This is a genomic window from Longimicrobium sp., from assembly GCA_036389135.1.
Taxonomy (GTDB): Bacteria; Gemmatimonadota; Gemmatimonadetes; order Longimicrobiales; family Longimicrobiaceae; genus Longimicrobium.
On record DASVQP010000043.1, the window covers coordinates 35,489 to 60,215 of the forward strand.

Sequence of the window (24,727 nt, forward strand, 5' to 3'; positions counted from 1 at the left end):
CTGTGTGAGCCATTGCAGTTGCCGTTACCCTCCTCTTGGTGCAATCATACGGTACGCGCCCAGCCGCGAAGACGTACCGAGCACCACCCCACCCACCGCACCGGAGCCGCGCCGATGCCCACGCATCCCTGGATTTCGCAGTACGCCCCCGGCACCCGTCCCGAGATCACCGATACCGGCTTCCAGCACATCCCGGAAATGGTCCGGCGCTCCGCCGCCAAGCACGCCGCGGCGCCCGCCTTCTCGCAGTGCATGCCCAACGGGATGACGGGATCGCTGACCTACGCCGAGGTCGACCGCATGTCCGACGAGTTCGCGGCGTATCTGCGCGGCACCCTCGGCCTGGCCCGCGGCGACCGGGTGGCGGTGCAGATGCCCAACTCGCTCGCGTATCCCATCGCCCTGTTCGGGATCTTCAAGGCGGGGTGCGTGGCGGTCAACACCAACCCGCTCTACACCGTGCGGGAGATGACCCACCAGTTTTCCGACGCGGGGGCGCGCGTGCTGGTGATCAGCGACCTCTTCGCCGACCGCCTCCCCGAAGTGCTCCCCGCCACGCAGGTGGAGACGGTGGTGACGGTGCGCATCACCGAGTTCTTCTCGCCGGTGCAGGCGACGCTGATCCGCGCGGTGCTCAAGTACGTGAAGAAGCAGCTCCCGGCCGTCACGGTGCCGCACACCGCCTTCCAGGAGACGCTGAAGCTGGGGCGCGCAAAGCTGGCCGGCGGGGAGAAAGTGGCGGGCTACCTGGACGGCGTGGGGCCGGACTCGCTGGCGGCGCTCCAGTACACGGGCGGCACCACGGGCGTGTCCAAGGGCGCCATGCTCAGCCACGGCAACCTGCTGGCGAACACGGCCCAGATGCTGGAGATGAACTCCAGGATCCTGGACGAGGGGAAGGAGGTGGTGCTGACGGCGCTGCCGCTGTACCACATCTTCGCCTTCACCTGCAACCTCCTCCTCTTCTACCAGATCGGCGGCCACGACATCCTGATCCCGTCGCCGCGCCCGGTGAGCAACCTGAAGGCCGCGTGGCAGAAGTTCCCCATCACCGCCTTCACGGGGGTGAACACGCTCTTCAACGCGCTGGCCGACGAGCCGTGGTTCATCGAGAAGCCCCCCAAGCAGCTGAAGTTCGCCGGCGCGGGCGGTATGGCGCTGCACCCCTCCACCGGCCGCAAGTGGATGAAGGTGACGGGGAACCAGGCCGTGGAAGGATATGGCCTGACGGAGACGTCGCCGGTCGTCACCTTCAACCCGGTGGGCGTGGCGGTGAAGGAGGGGAGCATCGGCATCCCCCTCCCCTCCACCGAGGTGCGCCTGGTGGACGAGCACGGCGAGACCCTTCCCGAGGGCGAGCCGGGCGAGCTGGCGGTGCGCGGCCCCCAGGTGATGTCCGGCTACTGGCAGCGCCCCGACGAGACGGCGCGGGTGCTCAAGGACGGCTGGCTGCGCACCGGCGACGTGGCGGAGATGGACGCGGACGGCTTCTTTCGCATCGTGGACCGCAAAAAGGACATGATCCTGGTGAGCGGCTTCAACGTCTATCCCAACGAGGTGGAGGAGGTCCTCGCCCGCCACCCCGGCGTGCGCGAGGTGGGCGTCATCGGCGTCCCCGACGAGCACAGCGGCGAGGCGGTGAAGGCCTTCGTCGTCGCCGCCGAAGCCAAGCCGACGCCCGAGGAACTGATCGCCCACTGCCGCGAATCGCTGGCGTCCTACAAGATCCCCAAGCAGATCGAGTTCCGCGAAGAGCTCCCCAAGAGCCCCATCGGCAAGATCCTGCGCAAGGATCTGCGCGTAAAGGCGCCGGCGTAAGGCCCCCTCCCCCCGACCCCCTCCCCCGCGTGCGGGGGCGCAGGGCGGGCGAGGGGGAGAACTGCAGTTCGGGCTGCACGGATCTGGTAGGGGCGCGATTCATCGCTCCCGTGTCACGGGAATGCGCCGCGGCTGGTCTCCAGGTGGGGGCCAGCCGCGCTTTTCGGTCAGCGCCCAGCCGCACCATCGCGCGTCTGACCGCTTTCGAACTCCCGACTGCGGGCTACGTCCGTGCGTCGTTAGGATGCGGGGGCGGCGGTTAAAACCGCGGCAACAACAGCACAAAGTCCGCCTTCGCGGACTCGGGGTCTGATACCGCGTTGTACGAGCCGGCTTCAGCCGCCTTCCCGTGGTTCCAGCGGGGATTCATCTCCCGGCGATGCGGCACCCACGACCGCCACGCGCGCCTAATCCCGAGCACCCATGAACACCATCCAATCACACCAGGATCATCCGCATCCGCGTGACTCATGAAGCGATCATCGCGGAGCTCGCGGATGGTCGCCATGAGCGTCCCGCTTACCTGGTCGTGGCGGCTTTCCGAAGCCAGCCCCGAGCAGCGCGCTAACTGGCGCATCGTCGGTTCCGGCGACGGTATCCACTGGCCGGGCGTGGACGAGGACATCAGCGCCCGTGGGATGCTCAACGGGGTTCCCGCACATCGGCCAAGGTCACCCTGAACAACACGGCTTACATAGAACGACGCAGGAGAGGTGCTGACGCCTCTCCTGCGTCTCTGCCTGCAGCCACGAACGTGGCCTAGGACGCCTTTAGCAGCGCCTGCTCTACATCGTGCCGCAGGGCAACTACGAAGAAATCGTCCGCAGGGTAGAGATAGTCCTCACCGGATTCGTCCACGATTCGCATCATTCCATGCTCAGCCGCGTCTGAATCCGGGAGCACAGGATAGAGCTTCCGCACCTCGAGAGAGGCGGAATGATCGTCGTTGCGAATGCAGACGGCGAAACACACGTCCGCGTGATCTGCCAGGTTCATAGCTCTTCTTGTTCGATGTGCGCCACTCAAGCACGCGGTTCTCCCCCTCACCCGCCCTGCGCCCCCGCAGGCGGGGGAGGGGGCCGGGGGGAGGGGGCCCTCACCCCAATGCCGCCGGCGGGCGATAGATCCATCCCTCCAGCCGCAGCGTCTCCTCGGGGACGCGGGAGGTGCGGAAGGGCTGGTCGAGGTCCTCGCGGCACTGCCAGGCGGCCAGCGCGGCGATGCAGGCGTCGCGGGCGTCCTCCAGGGTGCAGGCGATCACCTCCAGGGAGGGGTGCTCAAAGGAGAAAAAGGTGCGCAGCCCCGCCGGCCGCGCCCGCACCTCGCCGGGGCGCGAGGGGACGCGCGAGCCCTTGATCCCCAGGTCCTTGACGGCGCCGGAGGGGTACACCTCCACCAGCGTCGTCGGGGCGTCGGCGGGGGCCTGGGGGACGATGGAGACCTCCGCCTCGTCGCGCAGCTCGTGCAGCCAGCGCAGCCCCTCCACCGTCTGCTTGTAGAGGCGGAGGTCGAGCGGGGCCATGGCGCCGTTGGTGTCGGTGGCGCGCGGCGACTTGAAGAGGTCTGGGAAGGCGTCTCGCACCTCGTCCGCGGGGCGGTCCGCGACCCAGGCGGCGGTGGCGGACCACGACGCGCGCCGCCCGGCCGCCAATCGCTCCGACATCGCCGCCGGGACGCCGAAGGGGAAGTCCGCGCCCCACAGGACGCGCTCGTCCGCGCCGGCGCCCGCCGTCTTCCGCCACCCGCCCGCGACGTACGAGCGCAGGTCCTCACGGAACGGATGCGGCTGGAGCCACCGGACGTGAAGCCGGCCGTCGCGCTCCTCGCCCAGCGCGCTCCACAGGTTGGAAAGGGGCTCCTTGGCCCCGCTGAAGTCGATCCCGCCGAAGTAGCGGAAGGGGGTCATCGCGTCCGCGTGGGGGCGGTGGTCGAAGGGGGCGCGCCGCGCTCGGCGACGCGCTGGAGAAAGGCTTCCACCCGGCGGCGGTAGCCGCGCAGGTGCCGCACGCCGTGCCCGGCGTCGCGGTAGCGGTAGTACTTCCACTGCGTGCTGTCGCGGCCCTGCGCGCGCAGCACCGCGTCAAGCCGGTCCGCATGGGCGACGTGCACCTTGCGGTCGTCGCTGCCGTGGTGCGCCTGCACCGCGGGGAGCCGGTCCGCGAAGTAGACCACGGAGCGGCGCAGCAGCTCCTGCCGCGCCCGCGGCACCGTCGTGCGCCCGTCGCGCAGGGCGAAGAGGACGCTGTCCGCCAGGTACCCGGCGCCGGGAAGGCGCGGCACGCTGGAGCCCACGGCGCGCTTCGCCAGCCCGCGCACCTGCGGGAGGAAGAAGTCGGTGGGCCCGTACAGGTCCGCCACCGCCTTCACCCGCCGGTCGCGCGCCGCCATCAGCAGCGCCACACCGCCGCCGCGGCTCCGCCCCACCACCGCCACGCGCCCGCTGTCCGCCTCCGGCACGTTCGCCAGGACGCTGGAGAGGAGCCCCATCGCGTCGTCCACGTCGCGGTCCCACGGGCTGGGGAGCCCCTCCGATTCGTAGCGACGAAAAGGCGTGAGGCGGATCGGCTCCGAGCGGAAGGAGGGGATGACCTGCACCCACCCGCGCGCCACCGGGCCGGAGTGGAAGAAGTAGTACGCCGTCGCGCCGCTCTCGCCGCCGTGGGTGATGACGAGCACCGGGAGGCGCCGCCCCTCCGCCCCATCCGGCACCCTCACCGCGCCGTAGTGCCGAATTCCGCCCACGGTGTGCGACACCACCATCGTTCGCCCCGTGCGCCCGTCGCGCTTCGTGTATTCCACGCGGTAGCCGTGCGCCCCGGTGTCGCGCCCGGCCCAATCCGCCTCCACCGCCGCGATCTCCGCGGCCGTAGGAGGCGCAAAGAGCGCGTCCAGCATCGGCCCGGACTGCGCCGGCGGCATCCCCTGCGCGCACCCGCCGAGCGCGGCCAGTATGGCGGCGAGCAGGGAGCGTATACGGTGTCTGCGGATCAATGCGTGCTCCTGGACGGGTAACCGGAATCTCGCGGGCCCACCGCAACCCGCATCCAGAAACGAATGAAGCCGCCTCAAACCGCACGTACGCCCTATCAGGTTTGCCGAGGCGGAACGGCGGGTCTCACACAGAGACCCGGAGAAAACAACAAGGCGCAGAGAACTTCCCTCTTCTGTTCTCTCCCTTTTCCCTCCGTGTCTCCGTGTGAAACTCCCGTTCAGGATTGCACGTCCCGGGCCTTCCAGACGCGGCGTGCAGAAACGGTGCTTTCGGTACTTATCCCAGCTCCGGTGGGGACAGCAGGCGGCTGGCGAGGGCGTATTCGACGTCGGATGCGAGCTCGCGGGCGTCGGTGCGGTCGCGGCGGCGGATGCGGAGCGAAACCTCGCCGGTGGCGGCACGGGGGAAGCCTTCGAGGGCACGCAGGTCGGCGGCGGCGACCTCCAGGCGCGGGCGCCACCATGGCCCCGCCACCCGCACCGCGCGCAGCGCTCGGAGCGGGATCAGCAGCTCGCGCACGTCGGACTCGTCGGTGCCCTGCTCGTACCGCCCGCCCCGGTTCCGCTGGAACTCCTCGATGGTGCGGAACTGGAGGCGCAGCGCCGGACCGTCCAGCGACGCCACGCCCACGACCGACGTCCTGACGATGTGCATCTCGCTGCCGCCCGAGAGCTGCTCACTGCGCGGCGGGAGGGTGAAGGGGACGGCGCTCACCGCGCCCCTGGCTGCAAAGCCGCGCCGCGGTGATCGGGTGCAGAGATGCGCATTAGGCTCTACACTCAGCCTTCCGCTTCGCGATGGACCGCGACGTCACCGCCCACACGCGCGGATGCCCGTGCGAGCAGCGTCAGGACAACGACCGCGAGAACGGTGGCGAGGATCGCGTAGGTGTACAGACCGGCAAGACTCTCGGAGGTGCCGAATACCTGTTTGATCGTGGCCTTGATTGCCTCGTTCCAGGCCAGCGCCGCGACAAGGCCAAGCGAGGCCGAGGCGAGGGTGATCATCGTCTGGAGCATCACGCGCGGGTTGGCCATTGCGTCTTCTCGGCTCACGATTTCGATTGGTCAGCGGACCTGGACCTGCTGCGTCATCGCGGTCTTCGTCTCCCACCCCGTGCCGGCGTAGGTGTGCACCACGCGCAGCGTGTAGCTCCCCGCCGGCACGCCGCGCAGGGTGGCGTCGAAGGCCAGCGTGCCGATGCTCTGGATGCACATCTCCGCGGTGGAGCGCGCGCTGACGGTGAGGGTCAGCGTGCTCCCGTCGCGCGCCGCGGTGCCGCTGAGCGCGTAGCACGGATTGGGTGTGGAGATGGTGCCGCGCACGGCAACCGTCCCCGTGCCGCCGGTGGCGCCGTCGGGAGCGCCGCCGGGTTCGCGCTGCCTGAATTCGACGGTCACCGGGCCGCCCGGCGTGGAGGGCTGCGCGGGTGCCTGCCCGGTGGAGGGGGTGCCGCTGCCGGTGCCGGAATCGCCGGGTGTGTTCATCGAGCAGGCCAGGAGCGTGGGGACGAGGATCAGGGGAGCGAGCAGGCGTCGCATGGTTCGTCCGGGTTCGGGGGACTTCGTCGGCAAAGATCCGCCGCCACGACCTGGGCCGCAAGGATCGGGCTACGCCTCCACCCCGAGTTGCCAGGCCAGATCCTCCGGCGTCGTCACCGGCCGCTGGCAGGCGAAGCGCTCGCACACGTACGCCGTCGCCTTTCCGTCCAGCGCGGTGCGGCCCCGCAGGAGCGGGATCAGCTCCGCCACCTCGTCACCTTCGTCGGGGCGGCGCAGCGCAACGGCGGTGTTGGGAAGGTAGGCGCGGCGCACGACGCGGAGGAGCGCTTCCGTGTCTTCGTCGCCCGGGCGGCCGACGATCGCCACCTCCTGCGGAACGGCCAGGTAGCGGTCCAGCGCGGTCACCAGGTGGCCGAACGCGCCCGGGAAGCGCGCCAACTGGTCCGCGAAGCTGGCCAGCACCCGCTCCGCCACGGTGCGGAAGCGCTCCTCTCCCGTCAGCTCGGCGAGGCGCAGCAGGGCGAGCGTCGCCGCGGAGTTGCCGGACGGGGTGGCATTGTCGTACAGGTCGCGCGGGCGCACCACCAGCGTCTCCGCGTCGTGCGCGGTGTCGAAGAAGATCCCCTGCTCGTCCTCCCAGAAGCGCTCCAGCATCCCCTCGCCGAGCGCGCGGGCTTCGCGCAGCCAGCGGGGGTCGAAGGTGGTCTCGTACAGCGACAGCAGGGCGTCGGCGAGAAGGGCGTAGTCTTCCAAAAAGGCGCCGATCTTGGCGCGTCCGTCCTTGTAGCTGCGCAGGAGCACGCCCTCCGGACGCAGGGCGCGCAGGAGGAAGTCCGCGCTGCGCTCCGCCGCCTCGCGGTAGTCGGCGCGGTCCAGCACCCGCGCCGCGTCGGAGAAGGCGTGGAGCATCATGGCGTTCCACGAGGTGAGCACCTTGTCGTCGCGTCCCGGCCACACGCGCTGGGCACGCGCCGCGTACAGCTTCGGCCGCGCCCGCTCGATCGCCTCCATCAGCTCCTGCACACTGATGCCGGCATCCGCCGCCACTTCCACCGGGTCGCGAGGTGTGTGCAGGATGTTGTGCCCCTCGAAGTTCCCCGCCTCCGTCACGCCGAAGTAGCGCCGCACGAGCGCGCCGTCCTCCGCGCCCGCGACCGCGTCGATATCGTCTGGCGTCCACACGTAGAACTTCCCCTCCTCGCCCTCGCTGTCCGCGTCGAACGCCGAGTAGAAGCCGCCCTCCGGCCCCGTCATCTCGCGGAGCACGAAGCCGAGCGTTTCCTCCACCACCTGGCGGAACTCGGGGTCACCGGTGGCCTGGAAGGCGTGGACGTACGCCTGCGCCAGGAGCGCGTTGTCGTACAGCATCTTCTCGAAGTGCGGGACGAGCCACTGCGCGTCCACGCTGTACCGCGCGAAGCCCCCTCCGATGTGGTCGTACATCCCGCCCGCGTGCATGCGCCGCAGCGTATGTGCGGCCATCTGCAGCGCCTCCGGTCCCCCGGTGCGCTTCCAGTGGCGGAGGAGCACCTCGATGGTCATCGGCTGCGGGAACTTGGGCGCGCCACCGAAGCCGCCCCAGCGCGCGTCGAACCGCGTGGCCAGGTGATGCGCCGCGCGGTCCAGCACGGACCCGCTGAGCGCGCTCGCCGCTCGCTTCGGCACCGAATGCTGCAGCGACTGGCGGATCTCGGCGGCGCTGCGGTCCACCTCGCCGCGCCGCGTGCGCCACGCATCGGCCAGCGCGGTCAGCACCTGCGTGAACGAGGGCATCCCGTGGCGCGGCTCGGGCGGATAGTAGGTGCCGCCGTAGAACGGCGCGCCGTCGGGCGTGAGGAACACCGTCATCGGCCACCCGCCGTGCCCCGTCATCCCCTGCACGGCCGCCATGTAGATGCTGTCGATCTCCGGCCGCTCCTCGCGATCCACCTTGATGTTGACGAAGTGCTCGTTCATCAGGGCGGCCGTCTGCGGATCTTCGAACGACTCGTGCTCCATCACGTGGCACCAGTGGCACGCCGAGTACCCCACGGAGAGCAGGATCGGCCGGTCCTCGGCCCGCGCGCGCTCCAGCGCCTCGGGTCCCCAGGGGTACCAGTCCACCGGGTTGTCCCTGTGCTGCAGGAGGTACGGGCTGGTCTCGTCGACGAGGCGGTTGGGCATGGGCCGGAACGTTTCAGGGGTATCGGTTGGAGCCCGTGCGCACGCGGCAAAGCGCGGGCCCGCCACGGAGCACCAATCCGCTGGACAGAACTGCCCGCGTGCACTATCATGAAATCGACTGCGAATTTCCTGCTTAATGGAGCGCCACCATGATCGACCTGAACGACATCTATTCTCTCAGTGACTTTCAGCGGAAGACCCGTGAACACATCGAGCGGCTCAAGCAAACCGGGAAACCAACCGTGCTTACCGTGAACGGAAAAGCGGAGCTCATCGTCCAGGACGCCTCGGCATACCAGGCGCTCCTCGACCGCCTGGACGAGGCTGAGGCGATCATCGGGATCCAGCGTGGACTGGACTCCATTGATCGCGGCGAAGGCGAGTCGCTGGAAGAAGCGATCGCGAAGATCCGCGCCAGCGTACCGGTGCGACGGAGCGCGTGACCTACAAGATCGTCGTCCAGCCGGCGGCGCGCGCCGAAGCCGCGGGGATCTACAAGTACCTGCACGAGCACTCTCCTCCAGCCGCGGAGCGATGGCTCGGGGGATTTGAGCAGGCGGCTCGCACGCTCGAGAGCATGCCGGAACGCTGTGGCCACGCGCTGGAGAACCGGTCGTTCAAACGTGAAATCCGCCAGCTCCTGTACGATCAATACCGCATTCTCTTCACAATCCGCGGCCGCACCGTGCGCGTGCTGCACGTGCGCCACGGGGCACGCATTCCGCTGGGTAAGCGCGGCGGGGAGTGAGAGACATCGAAAGCGCCCCGCGTCCGGCATGGACGCAGGGCGCTATCGCTTCTGGATGGAGGATGCCTAAAGCGCGCTGGCCCCCCTGCGGATCGCCTCGCGAAGGTCATCCATCGTGCCGTTGAGGCCGTGGACGGCGCCGATGGTGCGCACGTCGAGGCGAAAGCGGCGGATGATGGAGTCGAGGTCGCGGTTGGCGTCGGGCGAGACGACCGGGCCGCCGTGCTCGTTGATGCGCAGGAGGTCGCCCTGGAAAAGGAGCTTCTGCGCGGGGACGTACACGGCCAGCATCGCGGCGGCGTGGGAGGTGGGGCCGACGTCGAGGACCTCCACCGCGCGCGCTCCCCGTCCGATGGTACGGCGTCCAGACAGCGTTTCGAACACCGCCTCCCTGACGGGCGCGCGCGGCGGCTGGCCGATGCGGCCGAGGGTGCGGGTGACCGAGATCATCCGCCGCAGGTACGCCTCGCTCCCCGGTGCCACCAGGATCGTGGCGCCGCGCGCCGCGTACGCCGGGATGCCGCCGATGTGGTCGCCGTGGTGGTGCGTGATGACGACGTAGCGGATCGGACGGCCGGGGAGCGTCCGCTCGATCAGCGCGATCGCGGCGCCGGTGATGTCGGGATTGAGCGGCGCGTCCACCACTACGAGGCCGTCGTCCGTGTCCACCACCAGCGAACGGTAGCCGCCGCCGATCCGCTCCACGAAGTACACGCCCTCCGTCACGCGCGTCATCGCGGGCGCGCCGCCGGGGGCTGGGGCCGCGTAGCCCGCCGGGACGCGGAAGAGGCTGTCCGGGAGCTCGGCCGCCGGCGCGAACGAGACCAGGCGCTGCCGTCCGGTAAGCAGCCCGTTCCAGCGCAGCTCCAGCCGGCGCGGCACCGAGAAGCCCGCGACCTGCTCGTAGCTCGCGAAGTAGGTCGCATTCACCTCGTCGCCCAGCGAGCCGTTGCCAATCTCCTCGCGGCGGGTGAGGAGGTGCGTGGCGGTGTCGAAGTAGAGCGTGACCGGGTCTCCCTCGGCGGTGGTGTACGAGATCACCTCCTCCTGCGCGGTCCGGCCGAGATGGCGTAGCGTGTTGGACCGCTCGAGCGCCTGGCGGAGCAAAAGGACCGGCATGTTGCCGCCAAGGGACGAGAGCGCCCGCCGCTGCTGTGTCCCGGTGGTGTCCCGCTGGTAGGTGGTGCCGCCCATCCCGCGCTCCGGGTGATGGTTGTAGCTCAGGAACTCGCGGCCGCTGCCGACCCACCGGAACGCGTTCAGGTACCCTCCGCCGAAGCGGAACTCGCGGTCCCACGCGAAGCGGCCGCCCGCGATGTCGACTCGCACGTCGCTCGTCACCGCACGCCCGTTCCCCGCCGTGTCCCACGATGCGGCCGGCACGCGACCCTGCGTGGGGGCGTAGTCCTCGCCCTCCCAGCGGAACGAAGCCGCCGTGAGCCCGCGGATCGCGGCCGCGCCGCCGTGCGCCTCCGCGCCCAGGCGCAGTACTTCGGCGGCGCGCGTGTACGAGCTCCAGAGCGGACCCTGCGGCGCTTGCGCGGCGAGGGCGGCGGGTGCGAGGAGCAGGGCGGAGAGGAGGAGACTTCGGCGGATGGTCTGGTGGGGCATGCGTGTGCTCCGGTGTGGGGTGATGGGTAGGTGCCAATTTTTTGGCTTATGCGGGTGCGCGGAGGGCCCTCACCCCCGTCTCGTACACTCGACTGCCCCCTCTCCCGATAACGGGAGAGGGCTGCGCCCTCGCCGGTATCTGGAGAGGGGGCTTGACTGCGTGCGCGGTGCGGACATCCTGTAGGGGCGCGATTTATCGCGCCCGCGGCCGGGGATGCGCCGACGTTTGTCTTTGCGTTCGGGCGTCTGGTTCAACCGTCGGCGGGCCAGCCGAAGCGGATGACCATGCCCTGTCCTGAGCCTGGGCGGAGGCGGGCGCCGAAGCGGGCCATCGCGGGGACGGCGGGGTTGGGCTCGGTGCGCAGCGTGGCGTGCAGCGCCGCGACCGAGGCGGGGTCGCCGAAGCGGGCGATGCTCTCGGCGGCAAAGGCGCGGCGCGTCCAGTCGGGCGAGCCGAGGGCGGTCCAGAGCACGTCGGGGCGCGGGCTCAGGCGCATGGAGCCGACGACCAGGACCAGCGCGGCGCAGGCTGCCGCCGTCGCAAAGGATGCCGCGAAGGATGGGGCGGGGCGCGGGGCAGGGGTCAGGATCGCGCGCAGCCTCAGGCGGAGCTGTCCACGGCGGAGGAAGCCGGCCGCCACGATCGCCGGGCCCACCGCGCCGAAGCCGCGGGCGCCATCGGCGATGCGCAGGAGGCACTCGGCGTAGTCGGAGGGGCGGACGCCGGCGCGAAGGACGCGCTCGTCACAGGCCCGCTCCCGCTCGGTGCCCAGGCGGTGCGCGGCCCACCAGGCGCCCGGGTGGAACCACCAGAGCGCGCACGTCAGGTGGGCGAAGAGCTGGAGGAGGCAGTCCAGCCGCCGCACGTGGGCCAGCTCGTGGAGGAGGACGGCGCGGCGGTGGGATTCCGGCCACCCGTCCGCGTCGGCGGGAAGGACGACGGCGGGGTGCAGCGTGCCCCAGGTGAGCGGCGTGCCGATTCCCGCCGCGCGCAGAAGGCGCACGCGGCGCCGCACCCCCAGCGCGGCCGAGCACTCGTCCAGCAGCGCCAGCCAGCCCGCATTCTCCACCGGCCGGGCGCGGCGCGAGAGGAGCGCGACGGCGGTCCATCCCCACGCGAGGCGACCCAGCACCAGCGCGGCGCCGGCCATCCAGGCGATCCCCAGCACTGTCGTCCAGGGCAGGGTGAGCGCGCCGGGCCAGCTCTGCGCCACCATCGTGGAGCCGATCGCGATCATCGGCTCGGCCAGAACGGAGGGGACCACGTGGGCGCTCCAGTGCAGCGGGAGCATGCGCAGCTCCGGCAGCGGCAGCAGCGCGACCAGCGCCGCCGCCCAGAGCTGCGCCCGCACGGATGCGGGGGCGCGGCGAAGGAGGAGGGCCGCCGCGGCCAGGATCAGCAGCAGGACGGTGGCCCGCAGTGAGGTGGCGTAGCGGAGCCAGGCCCACTCCGGGCTCCACACCGGGTCCAGCGCCATCCACCCGTTCACCGCCCCTCCTCGCGCTCGCGGCGGATCATCTCGACCAGCTCGTCGCGCTCCCTGGGCGTCAGCGGGCGCTCGGAGAGGTCCAGGAGCGTCGCGACGGCGGCGCGGGGCGAGCCGCCGAAGAAGGTGCGCAGCAGGTGCGCCGCCGCCGAGCGCTGCGCGGAGTCGCGCGGCACGGTGGGGAGGTAGATGTGGCGTGGGCCATCCTTTTCGTGCTTCAGGTGCCCCTTGTCCTCCAGAATGCGCAGCATGGTGCGCACGGCCGTGGCGCTGGGCGGGTCCGGGAGGCGCTCGTGGATCTCGGACGCGCTCGCCCGCCCCAGGCGAAAGACCACGTCCATGATCTGGCGCTCGCGGCGGCTCAGCTCGGCGTCGGGTGAGGTGTCGGAAGGCATCGGCGGAGGGCGGGGCGTGCGAGGGAGGTGGATCGCTCTGGTGCCAAGATAATGGCACCCCCGGGCGAAGGCAAGGAAGACGTGCGGGCTCCACCGTAGCGGCACCGGGGTTGCACGCATATCCTGTTGGCAGCGAAGGCATTCAAGCTTCTCCAGGAAGACGGGTCCCGTGGAGCAGATATTTATCCGTTTGTTTGAAGAGCGGTTCGGCAAGCCGCCGGCCTCCATCCTCCAGATCGAGGGCGATGGCTCCAGCCGCGCGATGTACCGCTTGATCGGCGACGCCATGGAGACGGCGGTGGGCGTTGTGGGCCCCGACCGCGACGAGAATCGCGCCTTCCTCTCGTACTCGCGCGCATTCCGCTCCATCGACCTTCCCGTGCCCGAGATCTACGCGGTGGACGAGGAGGCGGGGCTCTACCTGGAAGAGGACCTGGGCGAGACGACGCTCTTCGACGCCATCGTCGAGGCGCGCGCGGAAGACCCGGGGGCCGACTTCCCCGCGGCCATGATCCCCGTCTACAAGCGTATCCTGGAGCTCCTCCCCCGCTTCCAGGTGGAGGGGGGGAAGGTGATCGACTACTCGGTGGCGTACCCGCGCGCCGCGTTCGACCGCCAGTCGATCCTGTGGGACCTGAACTACTTCAAGTACCACTTCCTGAAGCTGGCGCACGTCGACTTCAACGAGGCACGCCTCGAAAAGGACTTCCGCCGGCTGACGACGTTCCTGCTCGCGGCGGACACGCGCCACTTCCTGTACCGCGACTTCCAGAGCCGCAACGTGATGCTGCGCGACGGCGACCCCTGGTTCATCGACTACCAGGGCGGCCGCCGCGGCGCGCTGCAGTACGACGTCGCGTCGCTGCTGTACGATCCCAAGGCGGGGATCCCGGAGGCGCTCCGCGAGCAGCTGCTGGAGCACTACCTGGACGCCCTCCACGAGCACCTCCCCAGGGTGGACCGCGAGCGCTTCCGCCAGCACTTCCGCGGCTACGTGCTCGTGCGCATCATGCAGGCGATGGGGGCGTACGGCTACCGCGGCTTCTTTGAGCGCAAGCCGCGCTTCCTGCAGAGCGTGCCCGGCGCCATCCGCAACATCGAGCGGCTGCTGGAGACCGGCTTCGTGGCGCTTGAGCTCCCCGAGCTGCGCACCGTCTTCGAGCGCATCTGCAACAACGCGGCGCTGCGGAAGTCGCAGCCCAAGCCCCTTCCCGGGCTCACGCTGTACGTCGGTAGCTTCTCGTACAAGGGCGGCTATCCGGACGACTCGGGCGGGCACGGGGGCGGCTTCGTCTTCGACTGCCGCGCCGTGCACAACCCGGGGCGCTACCCGGAGTACGCGCCGCTCTGCGGGTGCGACGAGCCCGTGACCGAGTTCCTGGAGACGCTGCCGGAGACGGTGGAGTTCTGGGAGAACGTGCGCGAGCTGGTGGAGCGTCAGGTGGGGGTGTACCTCACCCGCGGCTTCCAGTCGCTCAGCGTGTACTTCGGGTGCACGGGTGGGCAGCACCGCTCCGTCTACTTCGCGGAGAAGCTGGCGGCCCACCTGCGCACGTACTACCCCTCGGTGAACGTGGTGCTCAGCCACCGCGAGGAGGGGAAGTGGCCCGCGCGCCGCGCCGCCGCCGAAGCCGCCGTGGGGGCCGGGGTCTGAGCGTGGACGCACTGATCCTGGCGGCCGGGCTGGGTACGCGCCTCCGGCCGCTGACCGACCACACCCCCAAGGCGCTGATCGACGTGGGCGGCGTCCCCATGCTGGAGCGGGTCGCCCGCCGGCTGATCGAGGCGGGCGCGGACCGGCTGATCGTCAACACGCACCACCTGGGCGAGCAGATCGCGCGCTACGTGGAGGAGCGCGGCGGCTTCGGCGTGGAAACGGTCATCTCGCACGAAGAGGGCGAGCCGTTGGAAACGGGAGGCGCACTCGTGGCCGCGACCGACCTGTTCCGCAAAGACGCGCCCTTCTTCGTCCACAACGCAGACATCCTCACAGACCTCCCGCTGGCCGAGATGTACGCGGCGCACGTGCAAGCCGGCGACCCGCTCGCCACGCTGGCGGTGATGGAGCGCCCCAGCACGCGCGGCTTCCTCTTCGACGACGCGGGGCTGCTGGGGCGGGTGGACGAGACGAAGAAGCTGGACATCCGCGTCCGCCCCGCCGTGGGCGAGGCGAAGGCGGTGCCGTTCGCGGGGGTGCACGTGATCTCGCCGCGCATCTTCGGGCTGCTGACGGAGCGGGGCGCATTCTCGGTGCTCGACCCGTACCTGCGCCTGGCCGCCGCCGGCGAGCGCGTCCTCCCCTTTCGCGTGGACGGCCGCCTGTGGCTCGACATCGGCCGCCCGGAACAGCTCGAGGCGGCCAGGGCGGCGGTGGCGGCGGGGTGACCCGTCGCTGGAATGCCTCTTGCCCCGTCGCGCCGCCCACACACGACGCACGGAAAAGGGGATGCCGATGAGAAGGACAATACAGGTGGCGGCGATGCTGGCGCTGGCGGCTTCGGCGGGGGCGTGCTCCCGCGGCGGGCAGGCGGTGGAAGACGGCGAGCCGGCCACGCAGGAGCACAAGGTGGGCGAGGCGCAGGACGAGCGTCAGTCGCACCAGGCGTCCGAGGCGGACCAGTCCGGCCAGAACCCCGGCGCGCCGCGCAACGTGCGCGACCCGGTGAGCGGGATGTCGCAGGCGGGCGCGCTGACGGCGCTCAACAACTCCGGGGTGTCGGGCAACTTCAGCATGATGCCCGCCGGCAACGGCACCACGGTCAACATCTCGGTGAACGCGCCCACGGGTGGGTCGGGCGGCTTCCGGGTGTCGGTCAACCAGGGCCCGTGCAGCCAGCTGGGCGCACAGGTCGCCGAAGTCGGGCAGGTGCAGGTGGGCGGGGCCACGGTGTCGGGGCAGACGTTCACGCTGGCTGTCCCCACCACCCAGGTGATGAACGGCGAGCACGCGCTGGTGGTGTACGGCGGCACATCGCAGCCGGTGGCGTGCGCCAGCATCCCGCGCAACGCGCCCGTCCCCGGCACCACCGGCACCGCGCCCCCGCCGCCTGCCGGCTGACGGCGAACGGCCCACGAACAGGAGCGCCCCCGATCCACGAGCGTCGGGGGCGCCTTCTTGTTGTCCGCTCGACATCCCGTCTACATCTCACGCGGCGACGCGGAGGCGTGGAGAACTGCAACAGCGAGCTCACACAGAGACACGGAGCCACAGAGGAAAGAACAACAGGAGAGGTGCTCACCCCTCGCCGCGAACCCGGATCTACGCGAACGCCCCTCCCCCAGGTAGTTATTGGGGGAGGGGCCGCGAGGTGACGAGCGGGGGTGGGGGCCCGCCCCCCCTACGTCTGCGGGAACGCGGGCGGCTTGATGACCAGGCCGGAGCGGGCCAGCTTCCGCGACCTCGTCTCGTCCGCGGTGACCTCGGGGACGGTCCAGCGGAAGTAGACGACGGTGATGGCGATCCACAGCATCAGCCCGCCGGGGACCCACATGATCACCCCCCCCAGCCGCTGGTCGTCCAGCGGCGAGATGGGGAAGAGGCGCGGGGCCTCCACGTACCAGCGGTACAGCTCCGTCTCCGAAAAGGTGATCAGCGCCGCCGAGACCATCATCGGAATGCCGAGCACGAAGAGGTAGACCATCTGCAGCGCAGGCGCGATGCGCGGAAGCTCCTTCATGGGGCTCATCACCGGCCACCACATGATGGTGCCGGTCACCATGATGGTGAGGTGCATGGCCACGTGGACGCCGTGGTTGCGCATCATCAGGTCGTACGGACCCGGAAAGTGCCACGCCAGGAAGATGGTGTTGTTGAGCGCGAACGCCACGATGGGAAAGGTGAGCAGCCGCGCCACGAACGCCACCGGCCGCAGCCGCACCGCGGGGCGCAGCATCCAATCCGGAATGCCGTACAGCAGAAACGGGGGCATCACCAGGATCAGCACCAGGTGCTGCACCATGTGCGCGCTGAACAGGAAGTAGTCGCTCAGCTCGTGCAGCGGCCCCTGCAGCGAAAGGAACATCGCCGCCATCGCGAACGTGAACGAGGCCACCTTCTTCGCCGGCACCGGCTCCGACCCGGGAAAGCGGCCGCGGAGCGGCCCGATCAGGAGGAAGTAGGCCGCTCCCAGCAGGAGCCACCCCACCATGAACTGCGGATATACCTTCCACTCCTGCCAGGAGAAAGACTCCTGGTGCAGGAGCGCGAGCGTCATCGTCATTCCGAACTGCCTGTTTAGGTTCCCGCCTGAAAAGCCGGAGCGGGGCGGGGCTCACTCCCCCGCCCCGCTGCGGAAAGGGATTGGGGATGGGGGATGAGGAACTGCAAGTCCGCGCTCGCCTCCCCATCCCCTCATCCCCTCATGCCCTCATCCCCTCATCCCTAACTCCCCAGCGCCGATCCCGCCCGCGGCAGCACCTGCTGCACGATGTACATCGCGCCGATCACCAGGATCGCCAGGGCGGCGGGGAAGATGAAGATCCCCGTGAAGATCTTGTGGTCGAACTTGAGGTGCATGTAGTACATCACCACCGTGATGAACTTGGCGGCCGAGAGGATGGCGATGACCGCCGCGGCCATGCCGGCGTTCAGGATGCCCCAGTCCTCTTCCGCGTAGTACGCCAGGATCTCGAACACCGTCATGATGGTGAGGATGACCCCGATGATGACGTACTGCCTCGGCCCCGGATGGGTGTGCTGGTCGTGCGCGATCTCGCGCTGCTCGCTGCTCATCGTCGGTTCACTTGATCAGGTAAACGAGGGCAAAGATCACGATCCAGATCACGTCCACGAAGTGCCAGTACAGGCCCGCGATCTCCACGCTCATCGAGCGCTCCGGTCCCAGCTGGTTCTTCACCGCCAGCATCCCCAGCGTGCTCAGGTAGATCACCCCCACGAAGACGTGGGCCCCGTGGAACCCCGTAAGCAGGAAGAAGGTGCTCCCGAACAGGTTGGTCTGCAGCGTCAGCCCGGCGTGGTAGAAGTGGTTGAACTCGTACGCCTGGAAGCCCAGGAACACGAGCCCCAGCCCCGCCGTGGTGAAGAGCCAGAGGATCGCTCCCTTGCGGTCGGCGCGCTGCACCGCGGCCAGCGCCAGCACCATCCCCAGCGAGCTCATCAGCAGCACGAAGGTGCTCAGCGAGGTCAGTGGGATGTCCAGGATGCCCTGAGACTCCTGGCCCCCCAGCGTGCGGCCGGCGTGCGGGAGGGGGCCGGTCAGGCTCCGTCCCTTGTACGCCAGGTAGGTGGCGATCAGCGATCCGAAGAGGAGGCACTCCGACCCGATGAAGGTCCAGAACGCCATCTTCCGGTTGTCCAGCCCGGTGCTGGTGTCCAGGTGCGCGGGGTTCGCGGCGTGGTCGGCCGCGTTCACGATGCTCACGTAGCGTATCTCTCCGTCCCGAGGCTCGGGGTCGTCAGGCTCAGTGCCCGGGCTCGAAGGCCCACTTGAAGATGGAAACCGCGACCAGCAGCACGCCCGCCACCGACAGGAACCAGAGGTTGTGCAGCGCCCCGTCCAGGTTGCGGAAGATCAGCGACCCAAAGGTCATCAGGATCCCGAAGGCCAGGATGACCGGCCAGTACGACGGCGGCGGAAGGTGGATCCCCAGGTCGTGCGCGCTCATCTTGCTTTCGGAGTCCGGGTACTCGATTTCGCCCACCTGCGTGCCGCCCACGGTGATCGAGTTCACGTCCTCGGCCACCTTGCCGTGCGGAATCCCCGGCTCCTTGTTCGCGTCCGCCTCCCACAGCGGCATGCGCGAGTGCACCATGGGGATGTCGCGGAAGTTGTAGACCGGCGGCGGCGACGGGATCGACCACTCCAGCGTGGCGGCGCCCCACGGGTTGTCCCCCGCGATCGCGCCCTTGCGAAGCGAGCGGATCACGTTCCACACCAGCACCAGCGTGGACAGGGCCATCAGGTACGCGCCCATGGTGGACAGGAAGTTCATCCAGTTCCACCCCAGGTCACCCGGATAGGTGAAGGTACGGCGCGGCTGGCCGTACATCCCCAGGAAGTGCATGGGAAAGAAGGCCAGGTTCATCCCCGCCAGCGTGCCCACGAAGTGGATCTTCCCCAGCTTCTCGTCCAGCAGGCGCCCGAAGATCTTGGGGAACCAGTAGTAGATCCCCGAGAACAGCCCCAGCACCGTGCCGCCGAAGAAGACGTAGTGGATGTGCGCCACCACGAAGTACGTGTCCGTCTGCTGCAGGTCCGACGGGGCCACCGAGTGCATCACCCCCGAGATCCCGCCCAGCGTGAACATGGCGATGAACGCCACCGCGTAGAGCATGGAGGTGGTGAAGCGGATGGAGCCGCCCCACATCGTCCCGATCCAGTTGAAGATCTTGATCCCGGTGGGGATGGCGATCAGCATGGTGGAGAGGGCGAAGAAGGCGTCGGCGATGGGCCCCAGCCCCACGGCGAACATGTGGTGGCTCCACACCCCCCACCCCAGCCAGCCGATGAGCACCGAGGCGAACACCATCACGTTGTAGCCAAAGAGCGGCTTGCGGCTGAAGGTGGGGATCACCTCGCTGATGATCCCGAAGATGGGGATGATCAGGATGTACACCTCCGGGTGGCCGAACATCCAGAAGAGGTGCTGCCACACCAGCGGGTCGCCGCCGCGCGCCGGGTCGAAGAACGTCGTGCCGAACATGCGGTCGAACATCAGCTGCGTGATGGCGATGGTGAACACCGCCATCGCCGTCACGATCAGCACCTGCGTGATCAGCACCATCCAGGTGAAGATGGGCATGCGCATCAGGCGCATCCCCGGGGCCCGCATGTTCAGGATGGTGACGATGAAGTTGATGCCCGCCAGGATCGACGATAGGCCGACGATCTGCAGGCCCAGGACGTAGAAGTCGACGTTGGGGCCCGGGTTGTACTGCCGCTCCGTGATGGGCGCGTAGGCGAACCACCCCACGTTGGGCGCCATCTTGGTGACGGCGGCGAACAGCAGCATCAGCCCGCCGAAGAAGTACACCCAGTACGACAGCGCGTTGAGCCGGGGGAACGCCACGTCGCGCGCGCCGATCTGCAGCGGAACGATGTAGTTGAAGAAGGCGGCCGTCAGCGGCATCAGCGCCAGGAAGATCATCGTCAGCGCGTGCTGCGTGAACATCTGGTTGTACGTGTCCGCGCTGATGAAGTTGTTCTCCGGCACGATGAGCTGCGTGCGGATGAACAGCGCCTCGATCCCCCCGACCAGGAAGTAGAAGATCGACGAGAAGAAGTACAGGATCCCGATCCGCTTGTGGTCGACGGTGGTGATCCAGCTCCACACCCCCGTTTCGGTGTGGGGTGCGGCTGCGTGGGCGTGCGGCGCAGCCACGGTCGCGGTCGATGCCATTCCTACTCCATCAGGTTGCGGCGCCGCGGGTGGCGCCGTGGATCACTGGATGCGTGGCCCCGCCGCGCGTGCGGCGGGGCGCCCGTCTCACTGCAGCGTCTGCAGGTACGCCACGATGTACCGGATTTCCTCGTCCTTGAGGTTGAGGTTCGGCATCTTGGAGCCTGGTTTCACCTCGGGCGGGTTCTTGAGCCACTTGCTCAGGTTCTCCGCGTTGTTCTCCAGGATCCCGCCGGCCAGCGTGCGGCGGCGGCCGAAGTGCGTCAGGTCCGGCCCCGTGCGTCCCATGGTGGCCGAATCCCGGGCGGCGCCATAGCGCAGCGTGTGGCACCCGGCGCACGCGCCCTTGGTCACCAGCTGCTTGCCGAGCATCACCGCGGAGTCGCGCGGCGCCGGGGCGGGCTGCGACTCGTTCTGCAGCCAGCGCTGGAATCCGTCGCCCTCGTGGGCCACCAGCCGCATCTTCATGAGGGCGTGCGAGTCGCCGCAGAACTCGCCGCACTGCCCCAGGTACACCCCCGGCTCTTCGGGGGTGAACATGAGGGTGTTCACCTTGTTGGGGATCAGGTCGCGCTTGCCGCCCATCTGCGGCACCCAGAAGGCGTGGAGCACGTCGCCCGCCGTCATGCGCAGCTGCACGGGGGTGCCGACGGGCACGTGGATCTCGTTGGCGGTCACCACCGTGTCGCGCCCGCCGTTGACGGCGTAGCGGAACTCCCACCACCACTGCCAGCCGCGCACCTCCACGATCAGCGCGTTGGCCGGCGCCTCCCGCTGCGTGTTGAAGATGCTGCGCACCGTGGGGACCGCGATCGCCGCAAGGATGAGGGCGGGGATGAAGGTCCAGAGCAGCTCCAGGCGGGCGTTGCCGTGCACCTGCTCGGGCTCGGGGTGGCCGGGCTGGTAGCGGAAGCGCCACACGATGTACCCCAGCAGCGCGAACACGAAGAGGCCGACGAGCACGCCCAGCACCAGGGTGTACTTGAACAGCCAGTCCAGCTCCCGCGCGAAGTCGCTTGCGGGGGCGAAGGTCGTCTGCGGGTACGTCTTCAGGTGGTCTTCCCCGCACCCGGCCAGCAGGGTGAGGAGCGCGAGCCCGAAGGCCGGCTTCCACGGGGAGTACCCGGAGCTTTTCGCTCGTGACTTCATGGACGGTGGAGTCTCGGTGGTCGGATACGGCGTTCGCCCCCGGGGCGCGGGCACCTTCCCCGGCGGGCGTAATTGCGGCGCGCCCGCGCCGGAAAACGGCATTATAGCCGGGGGGCATGCGAGCCGCTAGGCCCGCCTTTTCCCCCCGCGCACACGGCCGCGCGGAACCGAAATCCTGTTTCGGCAGCGTGAATGTAGCGCGCCCTTGCGCCCTCGTCTGTAGGGAAGCGCCCGACAGGGTGTGGGGAACGGGGCCCCACGCGGGCCCCTCCCCCCGACCCCCTCCCCCGCCCGCGGGGGCGCAGGGCGGGGCGCGATTCATCGCGCCCGCCGCCTGCGCGTCACGATCCACGCCCCACGCACCAACCCGGTAGGGGCCGCCCCACGTGGCCGCCCGTGCCCTGCCCCGCGCCGCCCGCCGCCGCCCACCCCGTTCCCCGCCCTTGCCACGGTCGTTACACTTCCCTCCATGGCACCACCACTCACAATGAACGGCTCGCGGCGCGCACGCGGCGGGGCCCCTCCAAGCTGGGCAGACCGGCGGCGCGCCATGCGCAACCTGCCGCCCTTTCTGCGCATGGTGTGGGAGACGCACCGCGGCTACACGGCGGCGATCGTGGTGCTGCGGCTGCTGCGCGCGTTCGTGCCGCTCGCCAGCCTCTGGATCGGCAAGCTGATCATCGACACCGTGGTGCGCTCGGCGGAGTCGGGGAGGCCGGAGTGGCGCGCGGTGGCCACGCTGGTGGCGATCGAGCTGGGGGTGGTGACGCTCGGCGAGCTGCTGGCGCGCGCCGGGGCGCTCCTGGAATCGCTCCTGGGAGACCTCTTCTCCAACCGCATGAGCGTGCGGCTCATGGAGCACGCCGCCCTGCTGGACCTGCAGCACTTCGAGGACCCCACCTTCTACGACCGCCTGGAGCGCGCGCGCCGCCACACCGTGGGCCGCATCGCCCTCCTGAGCCAGCTCCTGGGGCTGGCGCAGAATACGCTGACGCTGGTCACCCTGATCGGAACGCTGCTGGCGTTCTCGCCACTGCTCTTCGTGCTGCTGGTGGCCGCGGTGCTCCCGTCGTTCCTGGGGGAGACGCACTTCGCGGCGCTGGGCTACTCGCTCCTCTTTTCCTGGACCCCTGAGCGGCGCAAGCTGGACTACTACCGGCTCATCGCCGCGTCGGACAAAACGGCCAAGGAGGTGAAGCTCTTCGGCCTGTCGCGCTACCTGATCGACCAGTACCGCGCGCTGGCGGACGACTTCTACCTCGCCAACCGCTCGCTGGCGATCCGGCGCGGGGTGGTGGGGATGGCGCTGTCGCTGGTCTCCACACTGGGCTACTATGCGGCGTACGCCACCATCATCTACCGCGTGGTGCTGGGCCGCCTCACCATCGGCGACCTGACGCTGCTGGGCGGGACCTTTTCGCACTCCCGCACGCTGATCCAGGGGATGCTCCTTTCGACCTCGGAGCTGTACGAGCAGGCGCTCTTTCTGGAGGACCTCTTCGTCTTCCTGGGGATGCGCCCGAGCATCGCGGCCCCCGTGCAGCCGGCGCCCTTTCCGCGTCCGATCCGTGACGGGTTCGAGTTCCGCGACGTCTGGTTCAGGTACCCGCAAGCATCGGAGAACGGCGAACGCGCGGGCGAGAATGGAGACGACGAGGCCGGCTGGGTGCTGCGCGGGATCTCGTTCCGGGTGGCGCCGGGGGAAAAGCTCGCGCTGGTGGGGGAGAACGGCGCGGGAAAGACGACGCTCACCAAGCTGATCACCCGCCTGTACGATCCCACGCGCGGCGAGATCCTGCTGGACGGCCTTCCGCTGCGCGACTACGATCCGGCGGAGCTGCACGCCAACGTGGGTGTCATCTTTCAGGACTTCGTGCGTTACGACATGGCCGCCGAGGAGAACATCGCCGTCGGGCGCATCGCGCTGCTGGAGGCGGACCCGGAGGGATCGCGCGGCGCCATCGAGGACGCGGCGCATCGCTCGCTGGCCGCGGAGGTGATCGAGGCGCTCCCCGAGCGCTACCGCACGATGCTGGGCCGCCGCTTCGAGGGCGGGGTGGACCTGAGCGGCGGCCAGTGGCAAAAGGTGGCGCTCGGCCGCGCCTACATGCGCGACGCCCAACTCCTGATCCTGGACGAGCCCACCGCCGCACTCGACGCGCGCGCCGAGTTCATCGTCTTCGAACGGTTCGCGGAGTTGACGGAGGGCAAGATGGCCATCCTCATCTCCCACCGCTTTTCCACCGTCCGCATGGCCGACCGCATTCTGGTTCTGGAGCACGGCCGCGTCCTGGAGGAGGGCACGCACGACTCTCTGGTCGCGGGCGGGGGGCGGTATGCGGAGCTGTTTGCGCTGCAGGCAGCGGGCTACCGGTGAGAAAAAGTGCGTGAGTGCGTTAGAAATTTGTCATCCTGAAGGAGCCGCTTCGCCGTCGTCGGAAGCCGGCGCCAAAGATGGGCGGCGACTAAAGGGATCCAGCCGGCGAGGCAAGGGGACGGCGCAATGGAACAATGCCGCGGCCGCATAGTAGATCCTTAGCTCGGCGCAAGGACGCGGACTGGGCAGAGGCTACGCGCCGTCAGATTCCGGTTTGACATAAATGGCGGGGATCGTTCGTCACTAGCGAACTAACGCACTACCCCCCGACCTCCGCCCCCACTCCGTCGCCCATGCCCCTGCCCTACCTACGACTGGAACGCGAATGGGTGCCGTCCTTCGACGTGTATCCGTTCAGCCTTCCCGCCGTGCGCGGGCTGAATACGATGCCCCTTCACCCGGCGGTCACCTTTCTCGCCGGGGAGAACGGATCGGGAAAGAGCACGCTGCTGGAGGCGGCGGCGATCGCGCTGGGGCTGAACGCGGAGGGCGGAGGGCGCAACATCCGCTTCGTAACGCGCCCTTCGCACTCGGTGCTCCACGGGTACCTGGACCTGGGGCTGGCGGGGCGCAGGCCGCCCGACGGATTCTTTTTGAGAGCGGAGAGCTTCTTCAACCTCGCCACCGAGGTGGAGCGGCTCGACCGGGCCAAAGCGTTCGGCGGCGCGCTCGCAAAGGCGTACGGAGGCCGACCACTCCACGAGATGTCGCATGGCGAGGCGTTCCTCGCGCTCTTTGAGAACCGGATGAGCCGTCCCGGCGTATACTTCCTCGACGAGCCCGAGGCCGCCCTCTCGCCCGCCCGGCAGCTCTCCCTGCTGGGGCTCGTCCACCGCATGGTGGCGCGCGGATCGCAGCTCATCATCGCCACCCACTCGCCCCTCCTCCTCGCCTATCCGAACGCCTGGATCTACGCGCTGGGAGCGGAAGGAATCGTGCGCACGCCGTACGAGCGGACGGAGGCGTACCGGGTGACGAGCGAGTTCCTGGCCCACCGCGGCCGTGTGCTCGATGCGCTTCTTGCCGCGCCGGACCCGCAATCTTAATCATCGCTCGGTTCGGAACCCTGTTCCGCGGAGCGATTCCTTCTTACTTTCTGGCCGGAAACACCGCAGCACGCGGGCCG

General features: G+C 69.4%; 23 protein-coding genes. 8 read left to right on the forward strand and 15 right to left on the reverse strand.

Annotated elements, in window-relative coordinates; all coding sequences use genetic code 11:
• Nucleotides 1–114: 114 nt before the first annotated feature.
• The gene (locus VF584_10950; GenBank protein ID HEX8210684.1) at nt 115–1,818 is read left to right on the forward strand and encodes an AMP-binding protein; all 1,704 of its coding nucleotides are present in this window, start codon (nt 115–117) and stop codon (nt 1,816–1,818) included.
• A gap of 759 nt (nt 1,819–2,577) precedes the next feature.
• Here VF584_10950 and VF584_10955 read toward each other — a convergent pair.
• From VF584_10955 to VF584_10985, 7 genes are all read right to left on the reverse strand, one after another.
• Nucleotides 2,578–2,814 carry a hypothetical protein gene (locus VF584_10955; GenBank protein ID HEX8210685.1) on the reverse strand — a complete coding sequence of 79 codons (237 nt, stop codon included), beginning with the start codon at nt 2,812–2,814 and terminating at the stop codon, nt 2,578–2,580.
• Nucleotides 2,815–2,914: 100 nt separating this feature from the next.
• Nucleotides 2,915–3,724, reverse strand: coding sequence for a DUF429 domain-containing protein (locus tag VF584_10960; GenBank protein ID HEX8210686.1), 810 nt, complete (start codon nt 3,722–3,724; stop codon nt 2,915–2,917).
• Entirely contained in the window at nt 3,721–4,809 is a 1,089-nt protein-coding gene (locus VF584_10965; GenBank protein HEX8210687.1) for an acyl-CoA thioester hydrolase/BAAT C-terminal domain-containing protein, read from the reverse strand. The genes VF584_10960 and VF584_10965 overlap by 4 nt, the downstream gene beginning before the upstream one ends.
• 277 nt (nt 4,810–5,086) lie before the next feature.
• Nucleotides 5,087–5,524, reverse strand: a complete 438-nt coding sequence (locus VF584_10970) for a hypothetical protein (protein ID HEX8210688.1) — start codon at nt 5,522–5,524, stop codon at nt 5,087–5,089.
• Between the two features lie 65 nt (nt 5,525–5,589).
• Nucleotides 5,590–5,847, reverse strand: a complete 258-nt coding sequence (locus VF584_10975) for a DUF5654 family protein (GenBank protein ID HEX8210689.1) — start codon at nt 5,845–5,847, stop codon at nt 5,590–5,592.
• Between the two features lie 30 nt (nt 5,848–5,877).
• On the reverse strand, nt 5,878–6,351 hold the full coding sequence (locus VF584_10980; protein HEX8210690.1) for a hypothetical protein: 474 nt from the start codon (nt 6,349–6,351) through the stop codon (nt 5,878–5,880).
• A 69-nt stretch (nt 6,352–6,420) separates the two neighbouring features.
• Entirely contained in the window at nt 6,421–8,475 is a 2,055-nt protein-coding gene (locus VF584_10985) for a thioredoxin domain-containing protein (GenBank protein ID HEX8210691.1), read from the reverse strand.
• A gap of 149 nt (nt 8,476–8,624) precedes the next feature.
• Between VF584_10985 and VF584_10990 the strand changes: the two genes are divergently transcribed.
• Both VF584_10990 and VF584_10995 read left to right on the forward strand, forming a co-directional pair.
• Entirely contained in the window at nt 8,625–8,918 is a 294-nt protein-coding gene (locus tag VF584_10990; protein ID HEX8210692.1) for a type II toxin-antitoxin system Phd/YefM family antitoxin, read from the forward strand.
• Nucleotides 8,915–9,223 (forward strand): type II toxin-antitoxin system RelE/ParE family toxin, encoded by a 309-nt coding sequence (locus VF584_10995; GenBank protein ID HEX8210693.1) that lies wholly within the window; start codon nt 8,915–8,917, stop codon nt 9,221–9,223. The genes VF584_10990 and VF584_10995 overlap by 4 nt, the downstream gene beginning before the upstream one ends.
• Before the next feature lie 66 nt (nt 9,224–9,289).
• On the opposite strand, the gene VF584_11000 is transcribed toward VF584_10995, so the two are convergent.
• From VF584_11000 to VF584_11010, 3 genes are all read right to left on the reverse strand, one after another.
• Nucleotides 9,290–10,834, reverse strand: coding sequence for an MBL fold metallo-hydrolase (locus VF584_11000; protein ID HEX8210694.1), 1,545 nt, complete (start codon nt 10,832–10,834; stop codon nt 9,290–9,292).
• Between the two features lie 251 nt (nt 10,835–11,085).
• Nucleotides 11,086–12,324 (reverse strand): M56 family metallopeptidase, encoded by a 1,239-nt coding sequence (locus VF584_11005; protein ID HEX8210695.1) that lies wholly within the window; start codon nt 12,322–12,324, stop codon nt 11,086–11,088.
• A complete protein-coding gene (locus VF584_11010; GenBank protein HEX8210696.1) occupies nt 12,321–12,716 on the reverse strand; it encodes a BlaI/MecI/CopY family transcriptional regulator in 396 nt (131 codons plus the stop codon). The genes VF584_11005 and VF584_11010 overlap by 4 nt, the downstream gene beginning before the upstream one ends.
• 169 nt (nt 12,717–12,885) lie before the next feature.
• Here VF584_11010 and VF584_11015 point away from each other — a divergent pair, with 169 nt between their 5' ends.
• The 3 genes from VF584_11015 (at nt 12,886) to VF584_11025 (ending at nt 15,774) form a co-directional block, all read left to right on the forward strand.
• Nucleotides 12,886–14,370: an RNase adapter RapZ gene (locus VF584_11015; protein ID HEX8210697.1), complete on the forward strand. Its 1,485-nt coding sequence runs from the start codon at nt 12,886–12,888 to the stop codon at nt 14,368–14,370.
• A 2-nt stretch (nt 14,371–14,372) separates the two neighbouring features.
• Nucleotides 14,373–15,101: a nucleotidyltransferase family protein gene (locus tag VF584_11020; GenBank protein HEX8210698.1), complete on the forward strand. Its 729-nt coding sequence runs from the start codon at nt 14,373–14,375 to the stop codon at nt 15,099–15,101.
• A 67-nt stretch (nt 15,102–15,168) separates the two neighbouring features.
• Nucleotides 15,169–15,774: a hypothetical protein gene (locus VF584_11025; GenBank protein HEX8210699.1), complete on the forward strand. Its 606-nt coding sequence runs from the start codon at nt 15,169–15,171 to the stop codon at nt 15,772–15,774.
• 280 nt (nt 15,775–16,054) lie between these two features.
• On the opposite strand, the gene VF584_11030 is transcribed toward VF584_11025, so the two are convergent.
• From VF584_11030 to coxB, 5 genes are all read right to left on the reverse strand, one after another.
• Nucleotides 16,055–16,936 (reverse strand): cytochrome c oxidase assembly protein, encoded by an 882-nt coding sequence (locus VF584_11030; protein ID HEX8210700.1) that lies wholly within the window; start codon nt 16,934–16,936, stop codon nt 16,055–16,057.
• Nucleotides 16,937–17,097: 161 nt separating this feature from the next.
• Nucleotides 17,098–17,448, reverse strand: a complete 351-nt coding sequence (locus VF584_11035) for a cytochrome C oxidase subunit IV family protein (GenBank protein HEX8210701.1) — start codon at nt 17,446–17,448, stop codon at nt 17,098–17,100.
• 7 nt (nt 17,449–17,455) lie between these two features.
• The gene (locus VF584_11040) at nt 17,456–18,097 is read right to left on the reverse strand and encodes a heme-copper oxidase subunit III (protein HEX8210702.1); all 642 of its coding nucleotides are present in this window, start codon (nt 18,095–18,097) and stop codon (nt 17,456–17,458) included.
• 40 nt (nt 18,098–18,137) lie between these two features.
• Entirely contained in the window at nt 18,138–20,075 is a 1,938-nt protein-coding gene (ctaD, locus tag VF584_11045) for a cytochrome c oxidase subunit I (protein ID HEX8210703.1), read from the reverse strand.
• A gap of 87 nt (nt 20,076–20,162) precedes the next feature.
• Nucleotides 20,163–21,224 (reverse strand): cytochrome c oxidase subunit II, encoded by a 1,062-nt coding sequence (coxB, locus tag VF584_11050; protein HEX8210704.1) that lies wholly within the window; start codon nt 21,222–21,224, stop codon nt 20,163–20,165.
• A 550-nt stretch (nt 21,225–21,774) separates the two neighbouring features.
• Here coxB and VF584_11055 point away from each other — a divergent pair.
• Together VF584_11055 and VF584_11060 are read left to right on the forward strand one after the other, a co-directional pair.
• The gene (locus VF584_11055) at nt 21,775–23,601 is read left to right on the forward strand and encodes an ABC transporter ATP-binding protein (protein HEX8210705.1); all 1,827 of its coding nucleotides are present in this window, start codon (nt 21,775–21,777) and stop codon (nt 23,599–23,601) included.
• Nucleotides 23,602–23,930: 329 nt separating this feature from the next.
• The gene (locus VF584_11060) at nt 23,931–24,647 is read left to right on the forward strand and encodes an AAA family ATPase (protein ID HEX8210706.1); all 717 of its coding nucleotides are present in this window, start codon (nt 23,931–23,933) and stop codon (nt 24,645–24,647) included.
• The last annotated feature ends 80 nt before the right edge of the window (nt 24,648–24,727 follow it).